This is a genomic window from Streptomyces specialis (assembly GCF_001493375.1).
In the GTDB taxonomy this organism is placed as follows: Bacteria; Actinomycetota; Actinomycetes; order Streptomycetales; family Streptomycetaceae; genus Streptomyces; species Streptomyces specialis.
This window is the reverse complement of record NZ_LN929897.1, coordinates 864,394-888,081: the sequence shown is the minus strand read 5'-3', so window position 1 is coordinate 888,081 and position 23,688 is coordinate 864,394. Positions and strand designations below refer to the sequence as shown.

General features: G+C 73.4%; 23 protein-coding genes. 15 read left to right on the top strand and 8 right to left on the bottom strand.

Going from position 1 to position 23,688, the window contains the following annotated elements; all coding sequences use genetic code 11:
- Nucleotides 1-6: 6 nt before the first annotated feature.
- From BN2279_RS26690 to BN2279_RS26675, 4 genes are read right to left on the bottom strand one after another with little or no spacing between them, the layout of a single operon-like run.
- Nucleotides 7-1,050 carry a FecCD family ABC transporter permease gene (locus BN2279_RS26690; protein ID WP_079032526.1) on the bottom strand — a complete coding sequence of 348 codons (1,044 nt, stop codon included), beginning with the start codon at nucleotides 1,048-1,050 and terminating at the stop codon, nucleotides 7-9.
- Nucleotides 1,047-2,054 (bottom strand): FecCD family ABC transporter permease, encoded by a 1,008-nt coding sequence (locus BN2279_RS26685; RefSeq protein ID WP_059013571.1) that lies wholly within the window; start codon nucleotides 2,052-2,054, stop codon nucleotides 1,047-1,049. The genes BN2279_RS26690 and BN2279_RS26685 overlap by 4 nt, the downstream gene beginning before the upstream one ends.
- The gene (locus BN2279_RS26680; RefSeq protein WP_059013570.1) at nucleotides 2,044-2,856 is read right to left on the bottom strand and encodes a siderophore-interacting protein; all 813 of its coding nucleotides are present in this window, start codon (nucleotides 2,854-2,856) and stop codon (nucleotides 2,044-2,046) included. Before BN2279_RS26680 ends, BN2279_RS26685 begins: the two co-directional genes overlap by 11 nt.
- A complete protein-coding gene (locus tag BN2279_RS26675) occupies nucleotides 2,853-3,869 on the bottom strand; it encodes an ABC transporter substrate-binding protein (RefSeq protein WP_059013569.1) in 1,017 nt (338 codons plus the stop codon). The genes BN2279_RS26680 and BN2279_RS26675 overlap by 4 nt, the downstream gene beginning before the upstream one ends.
- An 85-nt stretch (nucleotides 3,870-3,954) precedes the next feature.
- Between BN2279_RS26675 and BN2279_RS26670 the strand changes: the two genes are divergently transcribed.
- Together BN2279_RS26670 and BN2279_RS31285 are read left to right on the top strand one after the other, a co-directional pair.
- Nucleotides 3,955-4,749 (top strand): helix-turn-helix transcriptional regulator, encoded by a 795-nt coding sequence (locus BN2279_RS26670; RefSeq protein WP_234348093.1) that lies wholly within the window; start codon nucleotides 3,955-3,957, stop codon nucleotides 4,747-4,749.
- Nucleotides 4,750-5,103: 354 nt separating this feature from the next.
- The gene (locus BN2279_RS31285; protein WP_159037346.1) at nucleotides 5,104-5,517 is read left to right on the top strand and encodes a hypothetical protein; all 414 of its coding nucleotides are present in this window, start codon (nucleotides 5,104-5,106) and stop codon (nucleotides 5,515-5,517) included.
- A gap of 29 nt (nucleotides 5,518-5,546) precedes the next feature.
- On the opposite strand, the gene BN2279_RS26660 is transcribed toward BN2279_RS31285, so the two are convergent.
- Nucleotides 5,547-6,146 (bottom strand): DsbA family protein, encoded by a 600-nt coding sequence (locus BN2279_RS26660; RefSeq protein WP_059013567.1) that lies wholly within the window; start codon nucleotides 6,144-6,146, stop codon nucleotides 5,547-5,549.
- A 49-nt stretch (nucleotides 6,147-6,195) separates the two neighbouring features.
- Entirely contained in the window at nucleotides 6,196-6,903 is a 708-nt protein-coding gene (locus tag BN2279_RS26655; RefSeq protein ID WP_059013692.1) for an SDR family NAD(P)-dependent oxidoreductase, read from the bottom strand.
- Between the two features lie 102 nt (nucleotides 6,904-7,005).
- On the opposite strand from BN2279_RS26655, the gene BN2279_RS26650 reads away from it, so the two are divergent.
- From BN2279_RS26650 to BN2279_RS26640, 3 genes are all read left to right on the top strand, one after another.
- Entirely contained in the window at nucleotides 7,006-7,908 is a 903-nt protein-coding gene (locus tag BN2279_RS26650) for a helix-turn-helix domain-containing protein (protein WP_059013566.1), read from the top strand.
- A gap of 390 nt (nucleotides 7,909-8,298) precedes the next feature.
- Nucleotides 8,299-9,210, top strand: coding sequence for an alpha/beta hydrolase family protein (locus BN2279_RS26645; RefSeq protein WP_059013565.1), 912 nt, complete (start codon nucleotides 8,299-8,301; stop codon nucleotides 9,208-9,210).
- 338 nt (nucleotides 9,211-9,548) lie between these two features.
- Nucleotides 9,549-9,962, top strand: coding sequence for a MarR family winged helix-turn-helix transcriptional regulator (locus tag BN2279_RS26640; protein WP_059013564.1), 414 nt, complete (start codon nucleotides 9,549-9,551; stop codon nucleotides 9,960-9,962).
- 44 nt (nucleotides 9,963-10,006) lie between these two features.
- Here the strand turns inward: BN2279_RS26640 and BN2279_RS26635 are convergent, their stop codons facing one another.
- Entirely contained in the window at nucleotides 10,007-11,230 is a 1,224-nt protein-coding gene (locus BN2279_RS26635) for a GTP-binding protein (RefSeq protein ID WP_234348092.1), read from the bottom strand.
- Nucleotides 11,231-11,334: 104 nt separating this feature from the next.
- Here BN2279_RS26635 and BN2279_RS26630 point away from each other — a divergent pair, with 104 nt between their 5' ends.
- Nucleotides 11,335-12,225 (top strand): class I SAM-dependent methyltransferase, encoded by an 891-nt coding sequence (locus BN2279_RS26630; RefSeq protein WP_059013562.1) that lies wholly within the window; start codon nucleotides 11,335-11,337, stop codon nucleotides 12,223-12,225.
- 355 nt (nucleotides 12,226-12,580) lie between these two features.
- Here BN2279_RS26630 and BN2279_RS26625 read toward each other — a convergent pair whose 3' ends face one another.
- A complete protein-coding gene (locus BN2279_RS26625; RefSeq protein WP_059013561.1) occupies nucleotides 12,581-13,543 on the bottom strand; it encodes a LysR family transcriptional regulator in 963 nt (320 codons plus the stop codon).
- A 167-nt stretch (nucleotides 13,544-13,710) separates the two neighbouring features.
- Here BN2279_RS26625 and BN2279_RS26620 point away from each other — a divergent pair, with 167 nt between their 5' ends.
- From BN2279_RS26620 to BN2279_RS26580, 9 genes are read left to right on the top strand one after another with little or no spacing between them, the layout of a single operon-like run.
- Nucleotides 13,711-15,744 carry a hydantoinase/oxoprolinase family protein gene (locus BN2279_RS26620; RefSeq protein WP_059013560.1) on the top strand — a complete coding sequence of 678 codons (2,034 nt, stop codon included), beginning with the start codon at nucleotides 13,711-13,713 and terminating at the stop codon, nucleotides 15,742-15,744.
- Nucleotides 15,745-15,750: 6 nt separating this feature from the next.
- On the top strand, nucleotides 15,751-17,493 hold the full coding sequence (locus BN2279_RS26615) for a hydantoinase B/oxoprolinase family protein (RefSeq protein ID WP_079032524.1): 1,743 nt from the start codon (nucleotides 15,751-15,753) through the stop codon (nucleotides 17,491-17,493).
- The gene (locus BN2279_RS26610) at nucleotides 17,490-18,188 is read left to right on the top strand and encodes a dioxygenase family protein (protein WP_059013559.1); all 699 of its coding nucleotides are present in this window, start codon (nucleotides 17,490-17,492) and stop codon (nucleotides 18,186-18,188) included. Before BN2279_RS26615 ends, BN2279_RS26610 begins: the two co-directional genes overlap by 4 nt.
- A 1-nt stretch (nucleotide 18,189) precedes the next feature.
- Nucleotides 18,190-19,335 carry a CapA family protein gene (locus BN2279_RS26605; protein ID WP_059013558.1) on the top strand — a complete coding sequence of 382 codons (1,146 nt, stop codon included), beginning with the start codon at nucleotides 18,190-18,192 and terminating at the stop codon, nucleotides 19,333-19,335.
- Entirely contained in the window at nucleotides 19,332-20,504 is a 1,173-nt protein-coding gene (locus BN2279_RS26600) for a CaiB/BaiF CoA transferase family protein (RefSeq protein WP_079032523.1), read from the top strand. Before BN2279_RS26605 ends, BN2279_RS26600 begins: the two co-directional genes overlap by 4 nt.
- On the top strand, nucleotides 20,501-21,664 hold the full coding sequence (locus BN2279_RS29650) for a thiolase family protein (RefSeq protein ID WP_059013557.1): 1,164 nt from the start codon (nucleotides 20,501-20,503) through the stop codon (nucleotides 21,662-21,664). Before BN2279_RS26600 ends, BN2279_RS29650 begins: the two co-directional genes overlap by 4 nt.
- Nucleotides 21,661-22,110 (top strand): Zn-ribbon domain-containing OB-fold protein, encoded by a 450-nt coding sequence (locus BN2279_RS29645; protein ID WP_059013556.1) that lies wholly within the window; start codon nucleotides 21,661-21,663, stop codon nucleotides 22,108-22,110. The genes BN2279_RS29650 and BN2279_RS29645 overlap by 4 nt, the downstream gene beginning before the upstream one ends.
- A complete protein-coding gene (locus tag BN2279_RS26585) occupies nucleotides 22,107-23,138 on the top strand; it encodes a quinone oxidoreductase family protein (protein ID WP_059013555.1) in 1,032 nt (343 codons plus the stop codon). The genes BN2279_RS29645 and BN2279_RS26585 overlap by 4 nt, the downstream gene beginning before the upstream one ends.
- Entirely contained in the window at nucleotides 23,135-23,650 is a 516-nt protein-coding gene (locus BN2279_RS26580; protein ID WP_059013554.1) for a peptidase associated/transthyretin-like domain-containing protein, read from the top strand. The genes BN2279_RS26585 and BN2279_RS26580 overlap by 4 nt, the downstream gene beginning before the upstream one ends.
- Nucleotides 23,651-23,688 lie beyond the last annotated feature (38 nt).

Here is a 23,688-nt window from a genome sequence, read left to right as displayed (position 1 = left end):
ACGCGGTCACGGCCGGGCGACCTCCTTGTAGAGCAGCCAGAGCAGGTAGCAGCCGCCGAGCGCGGTGGTGACCACGCCGACCGGCAGGACCACGGGGGCCAGCACGGTCTGGGCGAGCAGGTCGGCCGCGAGCAGCAGGACGCCGCCGGTCAGGGCGGCGGGCAGCAGGGGCACGCCGGAGGCGCCCGCGAGGCGGCGGCCGATCTGCGGCGCGGCGAGCGCGACGAAGACGACGGGCCCGGCGACGGCGGTCACCGCGGCGGTGCAGCCGACGCCCGCGAGGACGCTCAGCAGCCGCAGCCGCCGCAACCGGACGCCGGTGGTGACGGCGAGTTCGTCGCCGAGCGCGGCCTGGCGGGTGGCGTGGGCGAGGACGGCCAGCAGCAGCGCGAGGCCCCCGATGGCCAGGAACGACAGCTTCACGTCCCGCCAGTCGACACCGTTGAGGGACCCGGCGTTCCAGCCGGTCGCGGCGATGGCGACATCGAGGTCGGCGCGGAGCACGATCCAGGAGTTGAGCGCGGTCAGGACGGCGTTGACACCGATGCCGATCACGACCAGCCGCAGACCGTCGAACCCGGCGTCCAGGGACAGCAGGTACACGACGACGGCGGTGAGCAGGCCGCCGGTGGCGGAGACGGTGGCGAGCTGGGCGGGGGTGCCGGCGAGGACGGTGAGGGCGATCAGCGCGCCGGTGTAGGAGCCGGCGTCCAGGCCGATGACGTCGGGGCTGCCGAGCGGGTTGCGGGTGAGGTTCTGGAAGACGGCGCCGGCCAGGCCGAGGGCGGCGCCGAAGACGAGCGCGGCGGTGACCCGCGGCAGCCGCCACTCGCGGACGACGAGGACGGAGTCGCCCCGCCCGGCGAGCGCCCGCAGCACGTCGGCCGGGTGGTCCCAGGAGTCGCCCCGGCACAGGGCGGCCAGGGCAAGGGCCGCGGCGGCGGCCAGCAGTGCGCAGGTGACGACGGCCGTGCGGCGTTCGAACCGGGCCGAGCAGCGTCCCAGCCGCAGCACGAGGGGCCCGGCGGCGCGGGCGGGAGCGGCGTTCACAGCGCGATCGCCCCGCGTCGGCGGACGGCCCAGATGAGGACGGGGCCGCCGAGGAAGGCGGTGACCACGGCCACCGGGACCTCGCCGGTGGGCAGCAGCACGCGGGAGGCGATGTCGGCCGTCAGCAGCAGCAGCGGCCCGAGGACCATGGTGTACGCCATGAGCCAGCGCAGCGAGCCCCGGGCGGCACGGCGGGCGAGGTGGGGCACCATCAGGCCGAGGAAGGTGATGGGCCCGGCGACGGCGGTGGCGGTCCCGGCGAGCACGGTGACCAGGCCGAGGACCGCGATCCGGGGCCGGGGGACGTGGGCGCCGAGGGCGGGGGCGACGCCCTCGCCGAGCGCGAGGGCGTTCAGCGGGCCGGTGAGCAGGAGGGCCCCGGCCAGGGCGAGGGCCATGACGAGGAGCGGCACGGTCGGCGACACCTGCTCGCGGCCGGCCAGGGAGCCCACGGACCAGAAGCGGTACCGGTCCAGGACGTCGGGGAACGTCAGGCGCATGCCGAGGGAGAGGCCGCCGAGGACGAAGCTGAGGGCGGTGCCGGCGAGCAGCAGGCGCAGGGGCGAGGTCCGCCCGACGGCGTGGACGAGGAGCGCGGCCAGCAGGGAGCCGGTGAACGCGAGGGCGAGCTGGGTGGCCTGGTGCCCGGCGACGCCGAGTGCGGCACCGAGGCTGATGGCGAATCCGGCGCCGAACGTCACGCCGAGGACGCCGGGTTCGGCCAGGGGGTTGCGCGTCAGGGTCTGGATCAGCGTGCCGGCGCAGCCCAGGGCGGCCCCGACGCCGACGGCGAGCACGGTGCGGGGCACGCGGACCTCGCGGGCGATGAGCCGGGCGTGGGGGCCCGCGCCGCCGGTGACGGCCCGCCACACCTCGGCGGGCGGAACGGTTCCCGCGCCGACGCAGAGGCTGGCACCGGCGGCGAGCAGCAGGGCGGCGAGGGCCGCGACGAGCAGCGCGACGCGGACACCGGCGGGCGGGGCGGCGGGGGTCTCAGTCCTCAAGTCCGGCGACTCCGCGTCTCCAGTAGCCGGTGCACAGGGCGTCGAGCCGGCCCTTGTGCCAGGCGCGCAGCGGCTTGATGTCCTCGGCCTCACCGGCGGCGAACAGGAACGCGCGCCCGGCGGGCAGCCGCAGCCCCGTGACGGTGCGGGCCAGCGCGGAACGGTCACCGGCCCGCACGAGGCGGTGGACGGTGACGCCCGCGCGGTCCGGCAGCGGGTAGTCGTGTTCCGACGCGTCGCCGGTCTCCACGACCAGGTCGGCGGAGACGTCCGCGCCGGCCTCCTCCAGCCAGCGCGCGGCGGCGGGCAGACCGGTCCCGTCGACGGCCAGCACGTAGTGGTCGTAGGTGTGCGGGAACGCCTTGGCGCCGGGCGGCCCGGCGATGACGACCTCCTCGCCGACGGCGGCCCGCCGCGCCCAGCCGGAGGCGACACCGCCGTCGTGGAGGACGAAGTCGAGGTCCAGCTCGCGGGCTTCCGCGTCATGGCGGCGGACGGTGTACTTGCGGGTGGTGGGGAACGGGCGCGGCCAGTCGAGCATCTGCCGGTCGTTGGGCACGGGGACGCGGAGGGTGCCGTCGGGGTCCGGGAAGACGATCCTGACGTGGTCGTCGGCCTGGTAGCTGTGGAAGCCGTCGAGTCCCGGGCCGCCGACGGTCAGGCGCAGCATGCGGGGGCCGAGGAGGGTGCGGCCCAGGACGGTGACGGCGCGGACGCCGATGGGGTAGGGGACGCGGACGAGGCCGGTGCCGGAGCGGTGGTGGGCGGCGACGCGCCCCCGCGGGTCGTGGCGGTCCGTCACCGTTCCTCCTCCAGCAGCGGGGCCAGCGCCTCGTCGAGGGCGTCGAGGGTGCGCAGGGCCGACGCGTAGGTGGCCGCCTCGGTGTAGCGGACGGGGAAGGCGCGGCCGGCGCGGACGGCGGGGAGGTTCTGCCACAGCTCGGAGTCGAGCACGTAGCTCACGGCCTCGCCGGGGGTGCCGTCGGGGCCGACGCTGTAGGTGATGACGTCGGCGTCGCCGAGGCTTTCGGGCAGCTCCTCGATGGAGGGGTACTCGGAGACGGACTGTCCGCCCTCGCCGGGGTCGGCGGGCTCGCCGGGGTAGGAGACGCCGATGTCGCCCGCGATGTTGGTGCCCCAGGCGCCCGCGTACTCGCGCATGAACGTGCCGGCGGCGGCGTCCCCGTAGGAGCCGACGTGGCCGAAGTCGAGGCCGGCCAGCGCGTCGGCGTAGCGCTCGGTCAGCTCGGCGGCCCGCTCCTCGTAGGCGGTGCGGGCCTCCTCGAAACGGTCGAGGCGGCCGGCGGCGTCGGCCTGGCGCTCCGACAGCTCGCGCCAGGCGGAGGGCACGGTGGGGCCGATCGCCACGACGGGGGCGATGGACTCCAGGCGTTCCACGTCGACGTCGCCGAGGACGGGCGCGGGGACGCCGATGACGATGAGGTCGGGGTCCTGCTCGGCGATGGCCTCGTAGTTGGTCTCCGCGGCGTTCTCGCCGGCGATCCTGGGGAGCGCGTCGTAGGTGGCGCGGTCCTCCTCGGTCATCAGCGGCCGGCCGCGTTCCCAACTGGAGACCCCGACGAGCGCCGCGTCGGCCTCGATGAGGACGGGCACGGCGTAGCCGGTGGCGATGACCCGCTGGGGGTCCTCGGGGATGGTGATGTCGCCGTTGTCGGCGGCGAAGACCCGGGTGGCGCCCGCGTTCCGGCCGTCGCCTTCGTCGTTGCCGCCGTCGTCGCCGTCGCCGGAGCAGCCGGTGAGGAGGGCGAGCGGGAGGAGGAGAGCGGCGAGGGCTCTCGGCTTGATCGAGCGCATGGTGGTTCCTTGGGGTCGCACAGGCGGAGCAGTGACTTAGGTTAGCCTTACCTCACTTCGACGGGTATCGCTGAGAGGTCACGCCATGTCGCTCATAGGACACCCGCGCACCGATCCCGTGCGCTGCGAGGAGTTCGCCTACGGCCTCGGCCGCCCCGACGGCATCCTCGTGCTGCGCTACCGGGCCGCGGACGTGCTGGAGTTCGGCGACCGGCGGCAGGATTTCCTGCACCAGCTCTACTTCTCGCCCGACGGCGCGCTGACGGTGCCGCACGGCTCCCGGGTGTGGTTCACCGCGCCGGGCGAGGCGTTCTGGGCGGAGCGGGCCGTCGAGCACGAGGTGCGGGCCGGGGACGGGGGAACGGTCTACCGCGTCTGCCTGCGCCAGGTGCCGCGGGCGCTGGAGGGTCTGCGGGCCGGCCCGGTCTCCGTGGCCCCCGAGGCGGCCCGGCTGCTGACGACGGTGATCGCCCGCGCGGGCTGCCCGGAACGCGAGGCGCTCGCCGCGCGGGAGCGGTTCATGGCGGGTCTGGCCGCCTCGTCCGACGCCTACGTCACGCACCACGCGACGGGCGCGGGCCTCGCGCTCGCCGTGGCCCGGGAACTGGCCCGCGACCCGGCGGACCCCACGGAACTGCGCGAGTGGGCCGGGCGGCTGCACGTCAGCGTCAGAACGCTCCAGCGCGACTTCGTCCGGGAGTTCGGCGTCCCGTTCTCCCGCTGGCGCACCGCCCTGCGCCTGCGGGCGGCACGCGCCCTGCTCCCCGACCGCCCGGTCACCCAGGTCGCCCACCTCGTCGGCTACGCCAGCCCCTCGGCGTTCGTCGCCGCCTTCACCCGGCAGTACGGCCACACCCCGGGCCGCGCCCCGGGCCGGTAGTCCCTGGTGACGCCCCGCGGGAAGCGGGCGGTGCCGCACCCGCCTCCACCGGCACACACCCCGTTCCGTCACAACTCCATCACAGCGGCGCACTTCGCGCCCACGTTCTCCGGCGTCACGGCAGGCTCGACCGCATGACGAACCCGCACTTCGCGCCCTGGGGCACGCAGCCCCCTCGTTGGTCGTTTTTTTTTTTTTCCGCCAGAAGGCGGCATACGAGTTTTCTGCCTGTCTCGTGGGCTCGGAGTGGTGTAGAAGAGCCAGCGCCCCAACGGGTGGCAGCGCCTCACCCGCGGGCAGAAGATCGGTGTCGTCATAGGCGGCCTGGTCGCCCTCGGCGTGCTCGGGAACCTCGTGAACCCGCCCGCCGAGAAGGCCGAGGAAGACGTCACGGCCGCCGGCGGGAACGCCGACACCGCCCCGGAGCAGCGGGCCGAGCCGCTTCCCGGCACCGACGAGGAGCCGGAGACCCGCCCCGAGGCCGACGCGGAACCCCCGGCGCAAACGGCGGAACCGGCCGAAACGGTGGAGACGGTCGAGACGGCCGAACTCCCCGACTTCACGGGGCAGCAGCTCCAGGCCGCCCAGGACGCGGCCCAGGCGGCGGGGTTCTTCTTCCTGACGTCCCACGACGTCTCGGGCCAGGACCGCATGCAGGTGTGGGACAGGAACTGGCAGGTCTGCACCCAGTCACCCCCGGCGGGCGAACACCCCGCGGACACCGAGATCGACTTCGGCACCGTGAAGCTCGAAGAGACCTGCCCCTGAGCCCCCTTGGCGCTGACGCGGCGCCCCCCTCAGCCGCGCAGCGCGGCGAGGATCTCGCTCTCGCGCACCTCCCCGGACAGGGTGGGGCCGCCCGGGAAGAGGAACACCGGCGGGGCCGGGAGGTCCAGCCGGCGGACGCGGGCGAGTTCGGCCCGCACCGCTTCCGCGCCGCCGCCGGTGGCCGTGACGCCCAGCTCGGCGGCGAGCGCGGCGAGCGTGGTGGCGTCCGCGATGTTCAGCCCGTCCGTGAAGTAGGCGCGGAACAGCCGCTCGGCCATCTCCTCGCCCCTGCCCTGCGCGGACGCCCGCGCGACGATCCGGTGCGCGTCGAAGGTGTTCGTGAACACCGCCCGCCGGAAGTCCAGCGCGAGGCCGTCGTCCGCCCCGAACGAGGTGTCCCCGGCCAGCCGGGCCGCGACGGCTTCGCCGCGCTCGCGCGCCCAGACGCCGACGAGCGGCTCACCGGCGGGTGACGCCTCCGGCCGGAGCTGGAAGGGGCGCAACACGGTCTCGGCCGTGCCGCCCTCCGCGCGGTACCGGCGCAGGGCCCGGGTGTACCGGGTGAAGCCGATGTAGCAGTGGACGCAAGAGAAGTCGAGGACGACCTCGACGCGATGCGGGGTGTTCATGACCGGGCTCCCGGGAGTGAGGTGGGTACGGGGGTGGCTCGCCGGCGCGTCACCAGGGCATCGGCCCGCGTGCCGTGACATAGCCGCCGGTCGGCCCGTCGGGTCCGGTCATGGCCATGCGGACGATGATGTCGGCGCCCTCCTCGACGGTCTGAGCGCCGGTGTGGCCGTTGAGGTCGGTGGCGGTGTGGCCGGGATCGACGGCGTTGATCCGCATCCCCGGCAGGGCCCGCGCGTACAGGGTGTTGATCATGTTCAGGGCGGCCTTGGAGGAGTTGTACGGCAGCGAGGAGACCCAGAGCGGGACGAGCGAGGCGTGGGCGGCCGGGTCGGCCGCGACGGCCAGCGAGCCGAGGCCGCTGCTGACGTTCACCACGGTCGGCGACGCGCTCAGGCGCAGCAGCGGCAGAAAGGCCCGGGTGACGCGGACCGCGCCGAAGACGTTGGTGTCGTAGGCGGCGAGCATGTCCTCGGCGGTGATCTCCTCGACGGGTCGCAGGGCGCCGACGACACCGGCGTTGTTCACCAGGACGTCCAGCCGCCCGGCCCGCTCGCGGACGCGCGCGGCGGCGGCGCGCACCGAATCGTCGTCGGTGACGTCGAGGAGGAGGCAGTGGCCGCCGACGGACCGGGCGGCCTCCTCGCCCCGGCGGGCGTCGCGGGCACCCAGGTACACGGTGTGCCCCTCCTGGACCAGGCGGCGGGCGGTCTCCAGGCCGAGTCCCCTGGTGGCCCCGGTGATGAGGGTCGTCGTCATGCCGGACAGTCTCGCCACGTCGCGGCGGGCCCGGCAGTGCCCTGTTCTTCCTGGTAACGCCAGTACCACTCCCGCGGATCGCGCCGCGCCGATACTGGTGCCATGAGCGCGCGCGGCGGCAGGCAACCACGGCGGCACGGTGGCGACCTGGGTGAGGCGCTGCGCCGCTGGCGTGACCGCGTCCCTCCCGGCGCGGTGGGGCTCCCCGACGGACGGGCCCGCCGTACGCCCGGCCTGCGACGCGAGGAGCTGGCCCTGCTGGCGGGCATCTCGCCCGAGTACGTGACCCGCCTGGAGCAGGGCCGGGCGACGTCCCCGTCCGTCCAGGTACTCGGGGCCCTCGCGCGGGCGTTGCGGCTGTCGGAGGCCGAACGCTCGCATCTGTTCCTGCTGGCGGGACAGCCCGAACCGGCGAACGGCCGCCGGTGGGGCCGGATCACGCCGGGCGTGCGGCGGCTGCTCGACCAGATGGCGGGCACACCCGTCGGTGTCTACGACGCGGCCTGGACGCCCCTCGCCTGGAACCCCCTCTACGCCACCGTGACGGGCGACCCGTCCGCCCTGGCGGGCCGGCACCGCAACCTCGTCTGGCGGCACTTCGTCGGCCCGCCCGGCCGTGTGGCCCACACCGCCCGGCAGCGGACCCGCTTCGAGACCGCGGTCGTCTCCGACCTGCGGGCCGCCCGCGCCCGTTACCCCGCGGAACCGGCCCTGCACCGCCTCGTCGCCGACCTCCGCGACGCCAGCCCGCGCTTCGCCGCCCTGTGGGACACCCACGAGGTGAGCGGCCACGCCCCGCACACCAAGACCATCCACCACCCCGACGCCGGGGCGCTCGACCTCGACTGCGACATCCTCACCGAGTCCGGCGGCGACCTGCGCGTCGTGATCCTCACCGCGGCACCGGGCGGGGCCGCCGCCGGCAAGCTCCACCTGCTCGACCTCCTCGCCACCCGGCAGACGCCCGCACCCCACCCCGGGACGCACCGGACGACCGGGAACTGACCGCCCGGCGCGCCCTGTTCGCCCCGACGGACGGTTGATCGCCCGCCTCCGGCGGGCGGAGTTCCCCTTGTCAGGCGCTGACGAGCCGAGGGACCGTTTTCGTCCCGGTCCGCACAGGAGCCCACCTTAGAAGGTAGCCACAAACAATAATTGTGAAGAACAATGGTTCGCCATTGTCGAACACTGGTCGCCTCGCTACCGTCTCTCCCACCTGCTCGTGCCGCACCGAAGAGCCGTTCGTGGCACCGGCGCGTCAACGCCCGCTCCCGGACGTGCGCCACCGATGTCGCTCAGCCGCCGGCTCCCGCGGTGCGACGGTTCGCCGGCCCCCTCTCACGGGGCCGGCCACGTGCACCTCCGTTCTGCCCACGAGAACAAAGGAGTTCCCCCATGCATCACCGCACGATTCACCGCAGATGGCGGCTCAAGGCCGCCGTGACCGGTGTCCTGGCCGGTGCCGCGCTGCTCTGCGCCGGGTCCGTACCCGCGCTGTCCGGGACGGCCGTCGCGGCGGACACGGCGGCGGAGGAGGAGGAGTTCCGGCGCGGCCCGGACCCGACGCTCGCCGCGATCCAGGCCCAGGAGGGGCCGTTCGACTACGCGACCACCACGGTCTCCGACCGGCCGACCTTCGACGGCGGCACGATCTACTACCCCACCGACACCAGCCAGGGCACCTTCGGCGCGATAGCCATCTCCCCCGGCTACACCTCCACCCAGTCGGCGGTCGCCTGGTACGGCCGCACCCTGGCGTCGCACGGGTTCGTCGTCTTTACCATCGACACCGAGAGCCGCTACGACCAGCCCAACTCCCGCGCCGAGCAGCTTCTGGACGCGCTGGACTACCTCACCGACACCAGCACCGTCCGCAGCCGGATCGACCCCGACCACCTGGCTGTGGCCGGTCACTCCATGGGCGGCGGCGCCGCCCTGCGCGCCGCCCAACTCCGCCCGGAGATCCAGGCCGTCGTCCCGCTGACCCCGTACCACACGACCAAGACCTGGTCCTCGGTCACCTCACCCACGCTGATCTTCGGCAGTGAGAACGACACCGTCACCCGCGTCGGCCAGCACGCCGAGCCGTTCTACACCAGCCTCGGCACCCAGGAGCGCGCCTACCTGGAGCTGAACAACGGGACGCACACCACCCCCGTCAGCTTCAACTCCACCATCGCGCAGTACACCGTGGCCTGGCTCAAGCTCTACGTCGACAACGACACCCGCTACGAGCAGTTCCTCTGCCCCGCGCCCAGCGCGGGCGGCACCATCCAGGAGTACCGCAGCACCAACTGCGCCGCCTGACCCCGCCCTTCCCCTCTCGATCCCCCGGCCCGGACGGAAACCCCACGCCCCCGTCCGGGCCGGGCACACGCCGTCCCGGAGCCCACGCCTCCGCGGGAGCGGCGATCGGTGTCCCCCCACGGCGGGTCTCCCCGGGCGAGGTGGGCCATCCTGGTCCCAGCCAGTTCGCAGAAGCGGCCCGGGAAGAACCTCGACCAGGGAGTCCGTCATCGCCCGCCAGCAGCGCACCTCCTATACACATTTCCGAGCCCACGAGTCTCCCTCTCACACTGTCTTTCTTTTATCGCATCCACGTAGCCCTCACAGTACTCCACTGTCCTCTTCGTCGGCAGCGTCAGATGTGTATACGAGACATCCTCCTGTACCGCGTGGGTCAGCGCTCCGGGCGGCTGTTCAACGCCTCCCTCCAGGAATCGGGCCTACGGCTGCGGCACTACGCGCTGCTGCGCTTCCTCGCCACCTCCGAAGGCGCTCCGCAACGCGAGCTGAGCGCGCGCCTCGGCTACGACCCGAGCGCGATCGTCGGCCTGGTCGACGACCTGGAGAAGCTCGGCTTCGCCGAACGCCGCCCCTCCCCCGACGACCGGCGCAGCCGGATTGTGGTCCTGACCGGCAGTGGCCGCGCCTACCTGCGCGACACAGACGAGGCGTGCCTGCGCGTGACGAACGAACTGCTCGCGCCGCTCGAACAGCCCGAGCGGGAGACACTGCACGCGCTGCTCACCCGCATCGCGAACCTCGGCCCCGGCTGACCCTCCCCCGCACGCCGCCGGCCCGGCCGCGGCGGGCCGGATCGTCACACGACGTTCGGTGTCCCGGCCCGGTCGTGGTGGTGGTGGTGGTGCGCGTGTCCGTCGTCCGGGCCGAGGCCGTCCCACTCCGGGAAGGGGTCCTCGTACCCGCACCAGACGGCTGCCCCCGCCCGCCACTCGGCATCGTCGAGCAGGCAGGCGGCCAGCGCCGACCGCAGCGCCTCCTTGTCCAGGTCCGTACCGATGAAGACGAGTTCCTGACCCGATGACAGGCCGCCCTCCGCCGGGGCGGCACGGACACCGGACGGCTCGAACCGCGCGACGGATCCCGCCTGGGACCACAGGCCGGTGATCCGCGGCCGGGTCGCCAGCCAGAAGAAGCCCTTGGAACGCAGCACCGAGCCGAACGCGCCGCTGTCGAGCCGCTCGGTGACGAAGGCCCACAGGCGGCCGGGATGGAAGGGCCGGCCGGAGCGGAAGAGAAGGCTGGAGATCCCGTACTCCTCGGTCTCCGGCACGTGATCGCCGTTGAGTTCGGCCAGCCAGCCCGGGGCCTCCTGGGCCTTGGCCAGGCTGAAACCGCCCGTGCCGAGGATCTCCCGGAGCGGGACCCGGCCGTGGCTCGCGCGGATCACCCGGGCCGCCGGGTTGAGGCGGCGCAACGCCGCCTCCAGGCGGACGGTGTGGTCGGGACCGACGAGATCGGTCTTGTTGAGCACCAGCACATCGGCGAACTCGACCTGATCCGCCAGCAGATCGCTGACGGTCCGCTCGTCGTCCTCGTACTGGTCCAGGCCGCGGTCGGTCAGAGCGTCCCCGCGCGTCAGCTCGGGAACGAAGTTCGCCGCGTCCACCACCGTCACCATGGTGTCCAGGCGCGCCAGGTCGCCCAGGGTGGCCCCGTCGTCCCGGGGGAAGGAGAAGGTGGCCGCGACCGGCATCGGTTCGGAGATGCCGCTGGATTCGATCAGCAGATAGTCGAACCGGCCGGCGCGCGCCAGGCGGTCCACCTCCTCCAGGAGGTCGTCCCGCAGCGTGCAGCAGATGCAGCCGTTGGTCATCTCCACCAGCCGCTCCTCCGTGCGGGACAGGGAACCGCCGTCCCGGACCAGCGCCGCGTCGATGTTGACCTCGCTCATGTCGTTGACGATGACCGCGACCCGGAGCCCCTCGCGGTTGGCCAGCACATGGTTGAGCAGGGTCGTCTTGCCCGCACCGAGAAAGCCGGAGAGAACGGTCACCGGAAGCCGGACGTCACCTCGTGTCACGAGAACCCTCATCGCTAGTGAAAATGATTACCGTTTCTGTATGATACGCGCAGGGCTCGCGGCGGGCAGCGCCGAGGACCGCGAGACCCTGGGGACCGACAGGCATGGAGACCGCGTTGAGCCGCCGCACGCCTTCCCTGGGCGCCGCCCAGGAGACGCTCCTGATACCGCTCTACGGCCGCGCCGTGGAGCAGCACAAGCCCGAGCCCGCGCTCCGCGACCCCCGGGCCGCGGAGATGGTCGAGGCGATCGACTACGACTTCTCGCGCTTCGACGGCCTGCCGAGCCTGACCGGCACGGTCCTGCGCACCCTGCTGTTCGACTCCTGGACACGCGACTTCCTGGCCCGGCACCCCGCCGGGACGGTGGTGGAGATCGGCACCGGTCTCAACACCCGCCACGAGAGGGTGGACAACGGGCGGGCGCTCTGGTTCGACCTCGACCTGCCGGATGTCATCGAGCTGCGCCGCGCGTTCTTCACCGACACCCCGCGCCGACGCATGCTCGCCGCCTCGGTGACCGACGACGACTGGCTCCGCGTGATCCGCGAACACTCCCCGGGTCCCTGCCTGTTCTCGGCCGAGGCCGTGCTGCCCTTCCTCCACGAGGCCGACGTCCGAGGCGTGATCGAACGGATCGCCGCCGCGTTCCCGGGCAGTTGGCTGGCGCTGGACACCATCAGTCCCCCACTGCTCGAAGCCCAGGACCAGCACGACGCCCTCAGCAAGGTCGAGGCCCGCATGCGATGGGGCTGCGCCGACGCGGACATCATCACCGCATGGGTCCCCGGCAGCCGCCTCCTCGGCACCCACACCATGTCCACGCTGCCCCCCGGCGTCCACGACGCGCTACCGGCCCCGACCCGGCAGATGCTGACCGACCTGGCCCACCAACACCTCCCCCAGGTGGAGGGCTACCGCATGCACCTCATCCACCTCTCCTCACCACCGCACCACCTCACCCACCGCCGACCCGATGCGTGCGGCGACCGGTGAGACGGGCAGTGGGCTGGGCAGGCCAATGGGGAGTTGGTCACCCCGCCCCTGGCCGGAGTGGCGAGGCAGTTGCCGGTGAGGAGGCACGGGTCGTGACCGGTGGCGGCCGGCAGGGGTCTGCGGGAAGCCCGGATCGGGTTCCATGGTGGTGACGTAGTCGGCCCTGGGGTTCACCATGGCCGGGACGACCTTCAGTGGCCGACTGACCGGGAGATCGCTCCGGCCCGGTTTCGGCGCGCTGCTCGGGAACTTCCGCATCCGGGGGGAGCTGTGGACGTTTCCCGATCGCGGGACGGGCGGTGCGATGCGCGTAACGGGTACCGCGGACGGTCGCGGCCTCGAGGCGGTCCCTTCTCTACTTCTCCGTGCTGGGCGCGGAGAGGTGAAAAAGAGACGGGTCGAGGTCGGGGAGGTAGGAGGCGGCGCGGAGGAACTGGTCGCGCAGCCAGCGGTGGGCGGGGTCGGACTCGCGTGACGGATGCCACCACAGCGCCAGCCTCATGACGGGGGACTCGAACGGGAACTCCACCGCCTTCACGCCGGGCGGCAGGCCGACGGTCGAGACGAGCCGGCGTTGCAGCAGCGCGAGGTTGTTCGTCCCGGTCACGAGGCTGGGGACGGCCAGGAAACTGTCGGTGCCCAGCCGGACGTCCGGCTCGATGCCGTGCATCCGCAGGGTCCGCGCGCCCAGCGTCGACATCGTCGCGTGGTGGTAGGTCATGACCCAGGGAAGCGTGCTCAGGGCGTCGCGCGTCAGGCCCTCGGTGGCGGCGGGGTTGCTCTCGTCGAGCAGACAGACCCACCGGTCCTCGAACAGGTCGAGGTGGGGGACGTCGCTGAGGGCGCCGTGGGGCATGATCATCGTGTCCACGTCCCGGAGGAACTCGTCCGGACGCTCGGTCGCGGCCGTCGCCAGGGGCGCGAACCTGACCCGGACGCCCTCGCCGCTCGCGTCGATGATCCGCAGGAGCTCGTCGCCGATCACCGGCAGCGCGTAGTCCGAGGCGGCGACCACGAACTGGCGCCTCGTCCCGCGCGGGGAGAACCCGGGCCGGGTGCCGAACACGCCATCGACCGCGCGCGCCGCCACCTCGACGTGTTCACACAACTGCCGGGCGAACGGCGTGAGTTCACTCCGGTTGCCGACGCGGGTGAGCAGGTCGTCCTCGAAGTGCCGGCGGAGTCGCGCCAGAGCGGCGCTCATCGTCGGCTGGCTGACCATCAGCTCCTCCGCCGCGCGCGTCACGCTCCGGTGCCTCAGCAGCGCGCGCAGTGACGTCAGCAGGTTCAGATCGACCCGGTTGAGGCGCACCCGCACATCACTTCCCTCGCACGGTTCCCACAGGTCATCGAGGCGGCCTATGGCGACCATCGGGTTTTGCGGCTTCCCGCCACATGACGTCCGTCACATAGTAACGGCGGTTGGCACCGGACGACCGGGACGACCGGGACGGCCGGGCACAGGCAACGAAGCGGAGGGCCAGGATGTCGAGCCGAGTCGGAGTGGACGTCGGAGGCACGTTCACCGACCTCATCATGTGCGACGACGCCACGGGGGAGATACGGGTGGCCAAGCGGCCGACCACCCCGCGGGCCCCCGAGAAGGGCGTGCTGGACGCCGTGCGGGCCGGAGTCGGCACGGAGCGGGTCGGCTCGCTGGCCTACTTCCTGCACGGCACCACCATCGGCCTCAACGCTCTCCTCACCCGCGAGGGGGCGACCGTCGGCATCATCACCACCCGCGGCTTCCGCGACGTGATCGAACTGCGCCGGGGTGACCGCACGGACGCCTTCGATCTGTTCTGCCGCGAGCCGGAGGTGCTGGTCCCCCGCCACCGGCGCTTCGAGGTGACCGAGCGCGTCGGCTTCCGCGGCGAGGTCCTCACCCCGCTCGCCGAGGCCGACGTCCGCGCCCTCGTGCCGGAACTGCGCGCGGCGGGCGTCGACTCGGTCGCCGTCGTCCTCCTGCACGCGTACGCCAACCCGGTCCACGAGCGCCGCGTCGCCGGACTCCTGGCCGAGGCGGGCTTCACGGGACAGATCTCGCTGTCCCACGAGGTGGCCGCCGAGTACCGCGAGTACGAACGCACCACCACGACCACCGTCGACGCGTACGTGCGCCCGAAGACGTCCACGTACCTCGACGCCCTGGAAGCCGGACTGGCCGGTCTCGGCTGCGAGGCGGAGGTGCTGGTCACCCGGTCCGGCGGGGGCGCGCTGCCGCTGCGGCAGGCCCGCGACCGCCCGTTCGAGACCATCATGTCCGGGCCCGTCGCCGGTGTGCAGGGCGCGGCGGAGATCTCCCGGCTGCTCGGCCTGCCGTACGCGATCACCGCGGACGTCGGCGGCACGAGCTTCGACACCGCGCTCGTGGTCGACGGCCGCCCGCAGCTCCAGTACGAGGGCAGCATCGAGGGCATCCCCGTCCTCGCGCCCTGGGTCGACGTCCGCTCGATCGGTGCGGGCGGCGGCTCCGTCGCCTTCGTGGACGAGGGCGGTCTGCTGCGCGTCGGCCCGCGCAGCGCCGGCGCGAGCCCAGGACCGGCCTGCTACGGGCAGGGCGGCACCGAGCCCACCACGACGGCCGCGGCCTGCCACCTCGGCATGTTCGGGCCGGGACAGCTCGCGAACGGCTGGGTGCTCGACCGCGAGGCCGCCACCCGTTCCCTGGCGGGGATCGCGGAGCGGCTCGGCCTGTCCGCCGACGATGTCGCCGCCGGCGTCATCCGCATCGCCGCGGCGGCGATGGCCGGCGCCATCCGGGAGGTGACCGTCGAGCGCGGCATCGATCCCCGCCGGTGCGCGCTCATGCCCTTCGGTGGCGCCGGCCCCCTGTTCTCCGGCGTGGTCGCCGACGAACTCGCCATCGACACCACGGTGGTGCCGCCGTTCGCCGGCAACTTCTCGGCGTGGGGCCTGCTGGGTGCGGAGATCACCCACACGGCCGCCCGCACCAAGGTCCTCGACCTCGGCGAGGAGGCCGTGGGGCAGCTCGACGCGCTGCTCGCCGAGCTGTACGCCGACCTCGTGGAGCGCGCCGGCGCACAGGCGCGGGAGGAGACGGTCTTCGAGGCGGCCCTCGACATGCGCTACGCCGGGCAGGACCACGCGCTCACGGTCGGCGTCCCGCTCGACGGCCGGCGCGTCGCCGCCACCGCGGCCGGGCTGGAGGCGCTGTTCACCGCGGAGTACGACGTCCAGTACGGCCACGTGATGGACGAGCGGGTGCAGGTCGTCGCGACCCGCGCGACCCTGCGCCGCCCGCTGCCGCGACGGCGCGTCGGCGCGCCGGCGCCCCGCGCGGACCTGCCCGCCCGGCCCTCCCTGACCGCGTACTCGTTCGCCGAGCGGCGCCGGCGCGACTTCGCCGTCGTCGACCGCGACGCCGTCACCGAGGTCCTCGCCGGGCCCGCCATCGTCCTGGAACAGACCACCACCACCTACATCGACGCGGGTCACGAGGCACGGCGGGACGGGACGTCCGGCTGCCTGGTGATCACGCGCCGGACGAGGAGCTGACCTCCGATGACGACCCACACCGCCGAACGCGTCCTGCACCGCGGCACGGGCACACTCCTGTCCGGCTACGACCCGGGCGGCGCGGACCCGGTCACCACCGAAGTCGTCCGCCACGGCCTCAACTCGGCAGCCGAGCAGATGAAGCGCACGCTGGTGCGCACCGCCTTCTCGCCGATCATCTACGAGGCGATGGACTTCGCCGCCGCGATCTACGACCGCGACGTGCGGCTGCTGGCCCAGGCCGCCGCGCTGCCCATCTTCATGGGCACGATGAGCTACTGCGTCCACGGGGCCGTGGACGCGGTCGGTGGCGAGGAGGCCCTCAAGCCGGGCGACGTCATCCTGTACAACGACCCGTACGGCTCCGGCTCGCACCAGAACGACATGGCGGTCGTCATGCCGGTCTTCCACGAGGACCGGCTCGTCGGTTACACCGCCATCAAGGGCCACTACCTCGATGTGGGCGGCAAGGACCCGTACATCACCGACTCCGTCGACGTCTTCCAGGAAGGCACGATCTTCCCGGGCGTCAAGATCGTCGACGGCGGCGAGTGGGTCGGCGACATCTTCCGGCTCGCGCTGGCCAACAGCCGCCTGCCGAAGATGATGGCCGGCGACCTCAACGCCGAGATCGCCGGGCTCAAGGCCGGCGCCCGCGAACTGACCCGCATCATCGAACGCCACGGCCACGGCCCGTTCATGTCGGCCGTGGAGCGGATGTTCGACCACGGCGAGACGGTGGTCCGCGGCTACATCGAGTCGATACCCGACGGCCGCTACACCGGCCGCGGGGTCCTCGACTCCAACGGTGTCGACGACGACCTGATCCCGTTCGAGGTCGATGTCGTCATCGACGGCGGCGACATCACCGTCGACTTCGGCCGCGTGCCCGAGCAGCAGGGCGGACCGATCAACACGCCGATGCCGCAGGCCGTGTCCGCCTGCCGCATCGCGCTGTCGATGCTCGCCGGCGGCACCGACATCCCCAACGAGGGGCATTTCCGGCCGCTGACCGTCGTCACCGTGCCGGGCACGATGATGCACCCGGTCAGCCCCGCGCCGGTCTTCCTCGGCTGGGCCGCCCACGAGGCGATGGAGGTCATCTTCGACGCCATCGCGACCGTCGTCCCCGAGGCCGTACCGGCGTGGAGCGGCGGCAACCTGCCCCAGCTCGCCTGGGGTCCGCGCTCGCACCACGGCCGGCCGTGGGCCGACGGCTGCGCGATGCCCGTCGGCCAGGGCGCCTCGGCGCACGGCGACGGCGCGCACGCCCTCCAGTTGCACGCCGCGGCACGCATGCGCGTCACCGGCGCCGAGATCCTGGAGACGCGCAACCCGTGGCTGGTCGAACGCGCCGAACTGCGCGTCGACTCCTGCGGGCCGGGCCGCCATCGCGGCGGCCTCGGGGTCGTCTGGTCGTACCGCGCCCTTGAGGACTTCTTCTACACCGCCGGCGTCGAGCGGACGAAGACCGCGCCGCCCGGGTTCGCCGGCGGCCGGCCGGCCCGCTCCACCGAGCTGCGCCTGGAGTACGCCGACGGCTCGCGCACCGGCTTCGACAAGGTCACGCGCCTGCCCTGCCCCCGGGGTTCGGTCCTCACCGTCAGCACCGGCGGTGGCGGCGGCTACGGGCCGCCGTCGGAGCGCGCGCCCGAGGACGTGCGCGCCGACCTGCGGCTGGGCTACATCACCGAGGAGTTCGCGCGGGAGCACTACCCCCACGTGGACCTGGCCGGGGAGGACGCGTGACCACGGACGAGTTCGTCGACGTCGACCCGCCGTTCCTGTTCCCGGACTACCCGATCACCCGGCTGCGGGCGCCGCTGGAGCCGCCGGTCGTGCTGCCCCGAGGCTGGTTCCACCACCAGCGGGGCCCGGCGTTCGGACGCGTGCGGGTGCTGCCCGGTGACAACGACCTGACCACCGGCCACCCCGGCGTGCCCATCGGCCAGCGGATCATCCTGCGCGGCCGGGTCCTCGACAGCGACGGCCGCGGCGTACCCGGCACGCTCATCGAGATCTGGCAGGCCAACGCCGCCGGGCGCTATGTCGACCGGGCCGACCCGGGCTACTTCCCGCTCGACCCGAACTTCACCGGCGCCGGGCGCACCCTGACCGACAACGGCGGCAACTACCGCTTCACCACCATCAAGCCGGCGGCCTATCCCGGAGCGCCCGGCACCTGGTACCGGCCGGCGCACATCCACGTGTCGCTCTTCGGCCCGTCGCTCGGGCACCGCCTCATCACCCAGTGCTACTTCGAGGGCGACCCGCTGATCGCCGGTGACCCGATCGCCCGCTCCATCCCCGACCCGCGGGCGCTGGACCGGCTGGTGGCGAAGTTCTCCTTCGACCAGCAGTACGCCGGCGGCTCCGACTCGGCCATGGTCTACGACTGGGACATCGTCCTGCGCGGCCCGGCCACCACCCCGGTGGAGGGCTGACGTGGCGGTCACCACCGTTCTCGGCGCCGGTGACGTGTTCCCCGACCTGCCGAACGGCCGCGAACTGCTCGCCCCCCTGGGCGACCTGCTGTCCCGCGGTGACATCGTGTTCGGCAACTGCGAAGGGGCCTACACCGACCGGCCGGAGCCGGCACCGACGCACAAGCACCTCTCGGTCGCGCCGTCGCGCCACGGCGACTTCCTGGGCGACGCCGGTTTCACCGTGATGAGCCTGGCCAACAACCACGCCGTCGACGCCGGCCACCGGGGACTGCGCGACACCATGGCGCTGCTGCGCGCCCAGGGCATCGCCGTCTCCGGCGCGGGCGAGAACCTGGCCGAGGCGACCGCGCCGACGGTGGTCACGCACGGGCGGACCCGCGTCGCGTTCGTCTCGTACTGTTCCGTCTTCCCCAAGGGCTACGAGGCGCGCGGCACCCGGCCCGGCCTGGCGGGGCTGCGGGTGCTGACCGGCTACCACGAACCCGACCCCAACTTCTGGGAGCCGGGCATCGCGCCCACGATCACCACCACCCCGCACCCCGACGACCTCGCCCGCCTCGACGCGTCGCTCGCACAGGCCCGCCGACTGGCCGACGTCGTGGTCGCGTCCTTCCACTGGGGCTACTCGTCACGGCTGCGCGACGTGCGGGACTACGAGCCGGCGCTCGCCCGGCACGCGGCCGACGCCGGGGCGGACGCCGTGCTGTGCCACCATCACCACGCGCTGCGCGGCATCGAGGTGCGCGACGGCGCGCCGATCTTCTACGGCCTCGGCACGCTGGTGCACCACCTGCGTGTCACCGACGGGACACGGCGCGCGAACGAGCGGCGGCACGGCGCGCTGTCGTCCATGGCCGAGCACGACTTCCTGCCGTACTTCCCCTACCGGGAAGAGGCCCGCGCCACGGGCGTCGCCGTGCTGGAGATCGACGGCGACACCGTCGTCGGCGCGGGGCTGGCCGCCGCGCGCATCGGCGCGGTCGGCGCGACCGTTCCCCTCGGCGCCGGCGACCCCCGCGGCGCCCACGTCCTCGACTACCTCGACACCCTCAACGATCACGCCGGCCTCGACACCGAGTTCGCCCGGCGCGACTGGCACGGCTGGGCGTACGCCGCCGTGCCCCTGAACGGAGGAGCCGCATGAGCACCGCCGCCCACCCGCCGCGCACCGGGCCCCTGGCCGGAGTGCGGGTCCTGGACTTCACCGCCGCGATGGCCGGCCCCGCGTGCTGCATGATGCTGGCCGACTTCGGCGCCGACGTCATCAAGATCGAACCGCCCGCCGGTGAGGGCGGCCGTGTCTGGGGCACCGGCCGGTTCGGGCCGGACGGCGACCTGTCGGGCCTGTTCGTCGCCTTCAACCGCAACAAGCGCGGCGTCGCGCTGGACCTGAAGTCCGCGGCGGGGCGGGCCGCCGTCGACCGGCTGATCGAGAGCGCCGACGTGATCGTCGAGAACTTCAAGCCGGGCGTCGCCGACCGGCTCGGCATCGGCTACGAGCGGGCCCGGGAGCTGCGCCCCGACATCGTCCACTGCTCCATCTCCGGCTTCGGCCAGAACGGGCCGCTGCGCGAGCGCCCGGGCCTGGACAACCTGCTCCAGGCCTACGCCGGACACCTGAGCGTCACCGGGGAACCCGGCCGGCCGTCGGCGCGCATCGGCCCCTCGGCGATCGACCTGCTGACCGGCTCGAACGCGGCGTTCGGCATCATGGTCGCGCTCTGGGAGCGGCGGGTCAGCGGCCAGGGGCAGTCCATCGACACATCGCTGTACGACACGTCCCTCCACCTGATGAGCCACTTCATCGCCGAGTACACCGGCACCGGCCGCCTGCCGGAGAAGTCCGGCCCGTACTTCGCCTTCCTCTCCCCGTACGGCATCTACCGGGCGTCGGACCGGGAGTTCTTCTTCGGGTGCAACGGCCGGCGCAACTACGAGGACTTCTGCCGCCGCATCGGCCGCGAGGACCTGATCACCGATCCGCGGTTCGGCGACAACGGCAGCCGCATCGCGCACCGCGACGAACTCAACGAGATCCTCGTCCCCGTCTTCGCCGCCGAGCCCGCGGAACACTGGATCGACCTGTGCGTCCGCCTGTCCATCCCCACCAGCCTCGTGCACGACCTGTCCGAGGTGCTGGAGCAGGAGCAGCTCGCCGCCCGTGAGATGGCGGTCGACGCCGGCCACGGCCTGCGCACCGCGGGCCTGCCCGTCAAGCTCGGCCGCACGCCCGCCCGCGTCCTGCGCGGCGCGCCGCACCTCGCCGAGCACCAGGCGGAGGTGCTCGGCGAGGCCGGGGCGGTGACGCCGTGAAGGGGACGAGCGTCGCCGGAGTCGGCTCCGTCGGCTTCGGCAGGCACGACGAGAGCGCCGGCTCCCTGGCCGGCCGGGCCCTGTCGGCCGCGCTCGCCGACGCCGGCCTGCGCCGCGACCAGATCGACGGCCTCGTCGTGCAGATCGGCTCCCCCCGCGGCATCGACTACGACGAGGCGGCCACCCTGCTCGGCCTCGACGTCCGCTACGCCTCCCAGACCTGGAGCCACGGCCGGTTCGCCTCGACGGTGCTGATGACCGCCGCGATGGCCGTGGAGTGCGGGCTGGCCGACTACGTGGCCTGCCTCGGCGTGTTCCGCAACAGCCCCCTGCCCCCGTACGGCGAGGCCGGCCGGGCGGACTTCGCCGAGGGCATGCGGGAAGGCGGCGGCGCGCACGCCGAGACACCGTACGCGGGCCTGGCCGCCCCCATCGGCGGCGCCGCCCTCGCCACCCGGCGCTACCTGGCGCTGTACGGCGTCGACCGTGACAAGCTCGGGGCCGTCGCGATCGCGCAGCGCGGCCACGCCGCTCTGAACGAGGCCGCGCTCAAGCGGGACCCGATGACCGAGGCCGACTACCGCGCGTCGCGCTGGATCGTCGAGCCGCTGCGGCTGTTCGACTGCTCGGTGCCGTCCGACTGCGGCACGGTGATGATCGTCACCAGCGCCGAACGGGCCCGCGACCTCGCCGGCACGCCGGTGCGGATGCTCGCCTACCAGGGCATCAACGCCGGCCCCGACGAGTTCATCTTCGGCCGGCCCGGTCTTGGCATCAACCAGGCCGACGTCTTCGACTACCGGCCCGGGACCGCCCGCGTCCACGCCGAACTGGCCATCGCCCCGGCCGACATCGGCACCTTCGGCTGCTACGACGGCTTCACCAGCCAGGTCTGGTGGGCGCTGGAACGCTTCGGCTTCTGCGAGCCCGGCGACGCGCCCGACTGGACCCAGGACGGCCGCATCGCCCTGGGCGGCGACCTGCCGGTCAACACGTCCGGCGGCCACCTGTCCGAAGGCCACAGCAACGGCTGGGGCCAGCTCGCCGAGATCGTCACGCAGGTACGCGGCCGGGCCGGCGCCCGCCAGGTGCCCGGCCTGCGGCTCGCCCAGTGGGGCAGCACCCTCGGCGACTCCATCGTCTTCGGGAGAGACGAGTGAACGCCGTACCGATCGTGCCCCACGACCCCGGCGCGTACGCCGAGGGCCTGCGCGACCTGATCCCGCGCCACGCCCCCGACCTGCGGGTGCCGTTCGACGCGCTGCGCGAGGGGCGGATCGTGCTGCGCCGCTGCTCCGGCTGCCGCCGCACCCGTTACCCGGCCGGGCCGGTGTGCCCGTACTGCTCCGACACCGCCTGGACCTGGGACGACGTGCCGGGCACGGGCGTCGTGCACACCTGGATCCGGTACCGGCGCAGCTACCTCGCCGCGTTCGAACACCTAGTGCCGTACTGCGTCGTCTGCGTCCAACTGGACGACGGACCACGCCTGTTCGGCCGCTGGATCGGCGAGCGGGAGCCGGTGAGCGGGCAGCGTGTCCGCCCCGTCATCGAGCAGTGGCCGACCGGCGACTGCACCACATCGTTCACAGGAGAAACCGAATGAAAGCCGTCGTGCTGCGCCGGACCGGAGGGCCGGAGGTGCTGGCCGTCGAGGAGGTCGACCAGCCCGTCCCCGGCCCCACCGACGCGCTGGTCAAGGTGCTCGCCTGCGGGGTCTCCGGCCACGACGTCGCCGAACGCGGCGGCGTCTACCGCCGCGGCGTCGTGCTCCCCAAGGTCCCCGGCCAGGAGATCTGCGGAGACGTCGTCGCCGTCGGTGACCGGGTCGGGCACCTGTCGGTCGGGGACCGGGTCGCGAACAAGCCGTGGAACAGTTGCGGCCTGTGCCGCGACTGCCGGACGGGCCGCGAGACCTCCTGCCCCGACCGGGCGCAGACCGCCCACGGCGGCTACGGGGAGTACGCCGTGCTGCCGGCCGAGACCCTGGTGCGCATCGCCCCCACCATCGACCCGGCCGTCGGGGCGATTCTCGGGGCGGCCGTCGGTGTCGCCCTCAACGCGGTGCGCGACACCGGGCGGGTCCGCCTCGGTGACACCGTGCTCGTCACGGGCGCCTCGGGCGGGGTGGGGTGGTCGGCCGTGCAGCTCGCGGCCCTGGCCGGCGCGCGCGTCATCGCCCGGACCCGGTCGTCGGACAAGGCCGAGGCGCTGATCGCGGCGGGCGCGCACCAGGTGCTCGTCGACGGCGGGGAGGAGTGGTTCCGCGACATCGGAAAGCTCACCGAAGGGCGGGGCGTCGATGTCGTGATCGACACGGTCGGCAGCCGGGTCTTCACCCCGGCGTTCCGGAGCCTCGCCCAGCACGGCCGGTACGTCCTGGTCGGGCAGTTGTCCGGCGAGGAGGTCTCCATCAACCTCGCGCGTGTCTTCTTCAAACGGGCCGAGCTGCTCGGCGTCGGCAGCGTCACCCGCGCGCAGATCGAGGACGTCGCCTCCCTGGTCGCCGCCGGGCGGCTCCAGCCGCGGATCGCCGGGACGTTCCCGCTCGAAGCGATAGCGGAGGCGCACCGGATGGCCGAGGACGGCCACCAGCTCGGCCGCGTCGTCGTCACCCCGGGAGGCCCGCGATGAGCCGCACGCCCGGCCGCCCCCTGATCCCCACACCGTCGCAGACATCGGGTCCGCTCTACGGCTTCGCGCTGATCTTCGAGGGCTGCGACCGCGCGGTCGGCCCGGACGACCCCGGCGCCATCGAGATCCACGGCCGCGTCACCGACGGCGCCGGCGATCCCGTCGCGTACCCGGAGGGCTTCGTCGAACTCTGGTCCGGGCCCCTGTGGGCGCGCGGGCGCACCGACGAGAACGGCGAGTACCGCGTCGTCATGGGCCCCCCGGCCCCCGCGCCACCGCTCGACGGCCGGCCGCAGGCCCCGCACTTCCGCGTCGACGTCTTCGGCCGCGGCCTGCTGAAGCCCGCCCGCACCCGGCTCTACCTGCCCGGTCAGGACCTCGCCGAGGACCCCGTACTGGCGCTGGTCCCCACGGCGGCGGCCCCCCGCCTCGTCGCCGTCCGCGACGGCGACGGGCTGCGCTTCGACATCCGGCTCCAGGGCGAGGGCCAGACACCGTTCTTCACCTCGTGACCGCGTGCCCCGGTGGCTCTTGGCGGGCTCGTCGCTGC

What these genes read in the sequence shown, in the direction of transcription:
- BN2279_RS26670 (WP_234348093.1), top strand. Translation starts at nt 3,955, where the DNA reads ATGTCGCTCATAGGACACCCGCGCACCGATCCCGTGCGCTGCGAGGAG.
- BN2279_RS26675 (WP_059013569.1), bottom strand. Translation starts at nt 3,869, where the DNA reads ATGCGCTCGATCAAGCCGAGAGCCCTCGCCGCTCTCCTCCTCCCGCTC.
- BN2279_RS26580 (WP_059013554.1), top strand. Translation starts at nt 23,135, where the DNA reads ATGAGCCGCACGCCCGGCCGCCCCCTGATCCCCACACCGTCGCAGACA.
- BN2279_RS26585 (WP_059013555.1), top strand. Translation starts at nt 22,107, where the DNA reads ATGAAAGCCGTCGTGCTGCGCCGGACCGGAGGGCCGGAGGTGCTGGCC.
- BN2279_RS26600 (WP_079032523.1), top strand. Translation starts at nt 19,332, where the DNA reads ATGAGCACCGCCGCCCACCCGCCGCGCACCGGGCCCCTGGCCGGAGTG.
- BN2279_RS26660 (WP_059013567.1), bottom strand. Translation starts at nt 6,146, where the DNA reads ATGAACACCCCGCATCGCGTCGAGGTCGTCCTCGACTTCTCTTGCGTC.
- BN2279_RS26615 (WP_079032524.1), top strand. Translation starts at nt 15,751, where the DNA reads ATGACGACCCACACCGCCGAACGCGTCCTGCACCGCGGCACGGGCACA.
- BN2279_RS26645 (WP_059013565.1), top strand. Translation starts at nt 8,299, where the DNA reads ATGCATCACCGCACGATTCACCGCAGATGGCGGCTCAAGGCCGCCGTG.
- BN2279_RS26655 (WP_059013692.1), bottom strand. Translation starts at nt 6,903, where the DNA reads ATGACGACGACCCTCATCACCGGGGCCACCAGGGGACTCGGCCTGGAG.
- BN2279_RS26630 (WP_059013562.1), top strand. Translation starts at nt 11,335, where the DNA reads ATGGAGACCGCGTTGAGCCGCCGCACGCCTTCCCTGGGCGCCGCCCAG.
- BN2279_RS26620 (WP_059013560.1), top strand. Translation starts at nt 13,711, where the DNA reads ATGTCGAGCCGAGTCGGAGTGGACGTCGGAGGCACGTTCACCGACCTC.
- BN2279_RS26650 (WP_059013566.1), top strand. Translation starts at nt 7,006, where the DNA reads ATGAGCGCGCGCGGCGGCAGGCAACCACGGCGGCACGGTGGCGACCTG.
- BN2279_RS26640 (WP_059013564.1), top strand. Translation starts at nt 9,549, where the DNA reads ATGTGTATACGAGACATCCTCCTGTACCGCGTGGGTCAGCGCTCCGGG.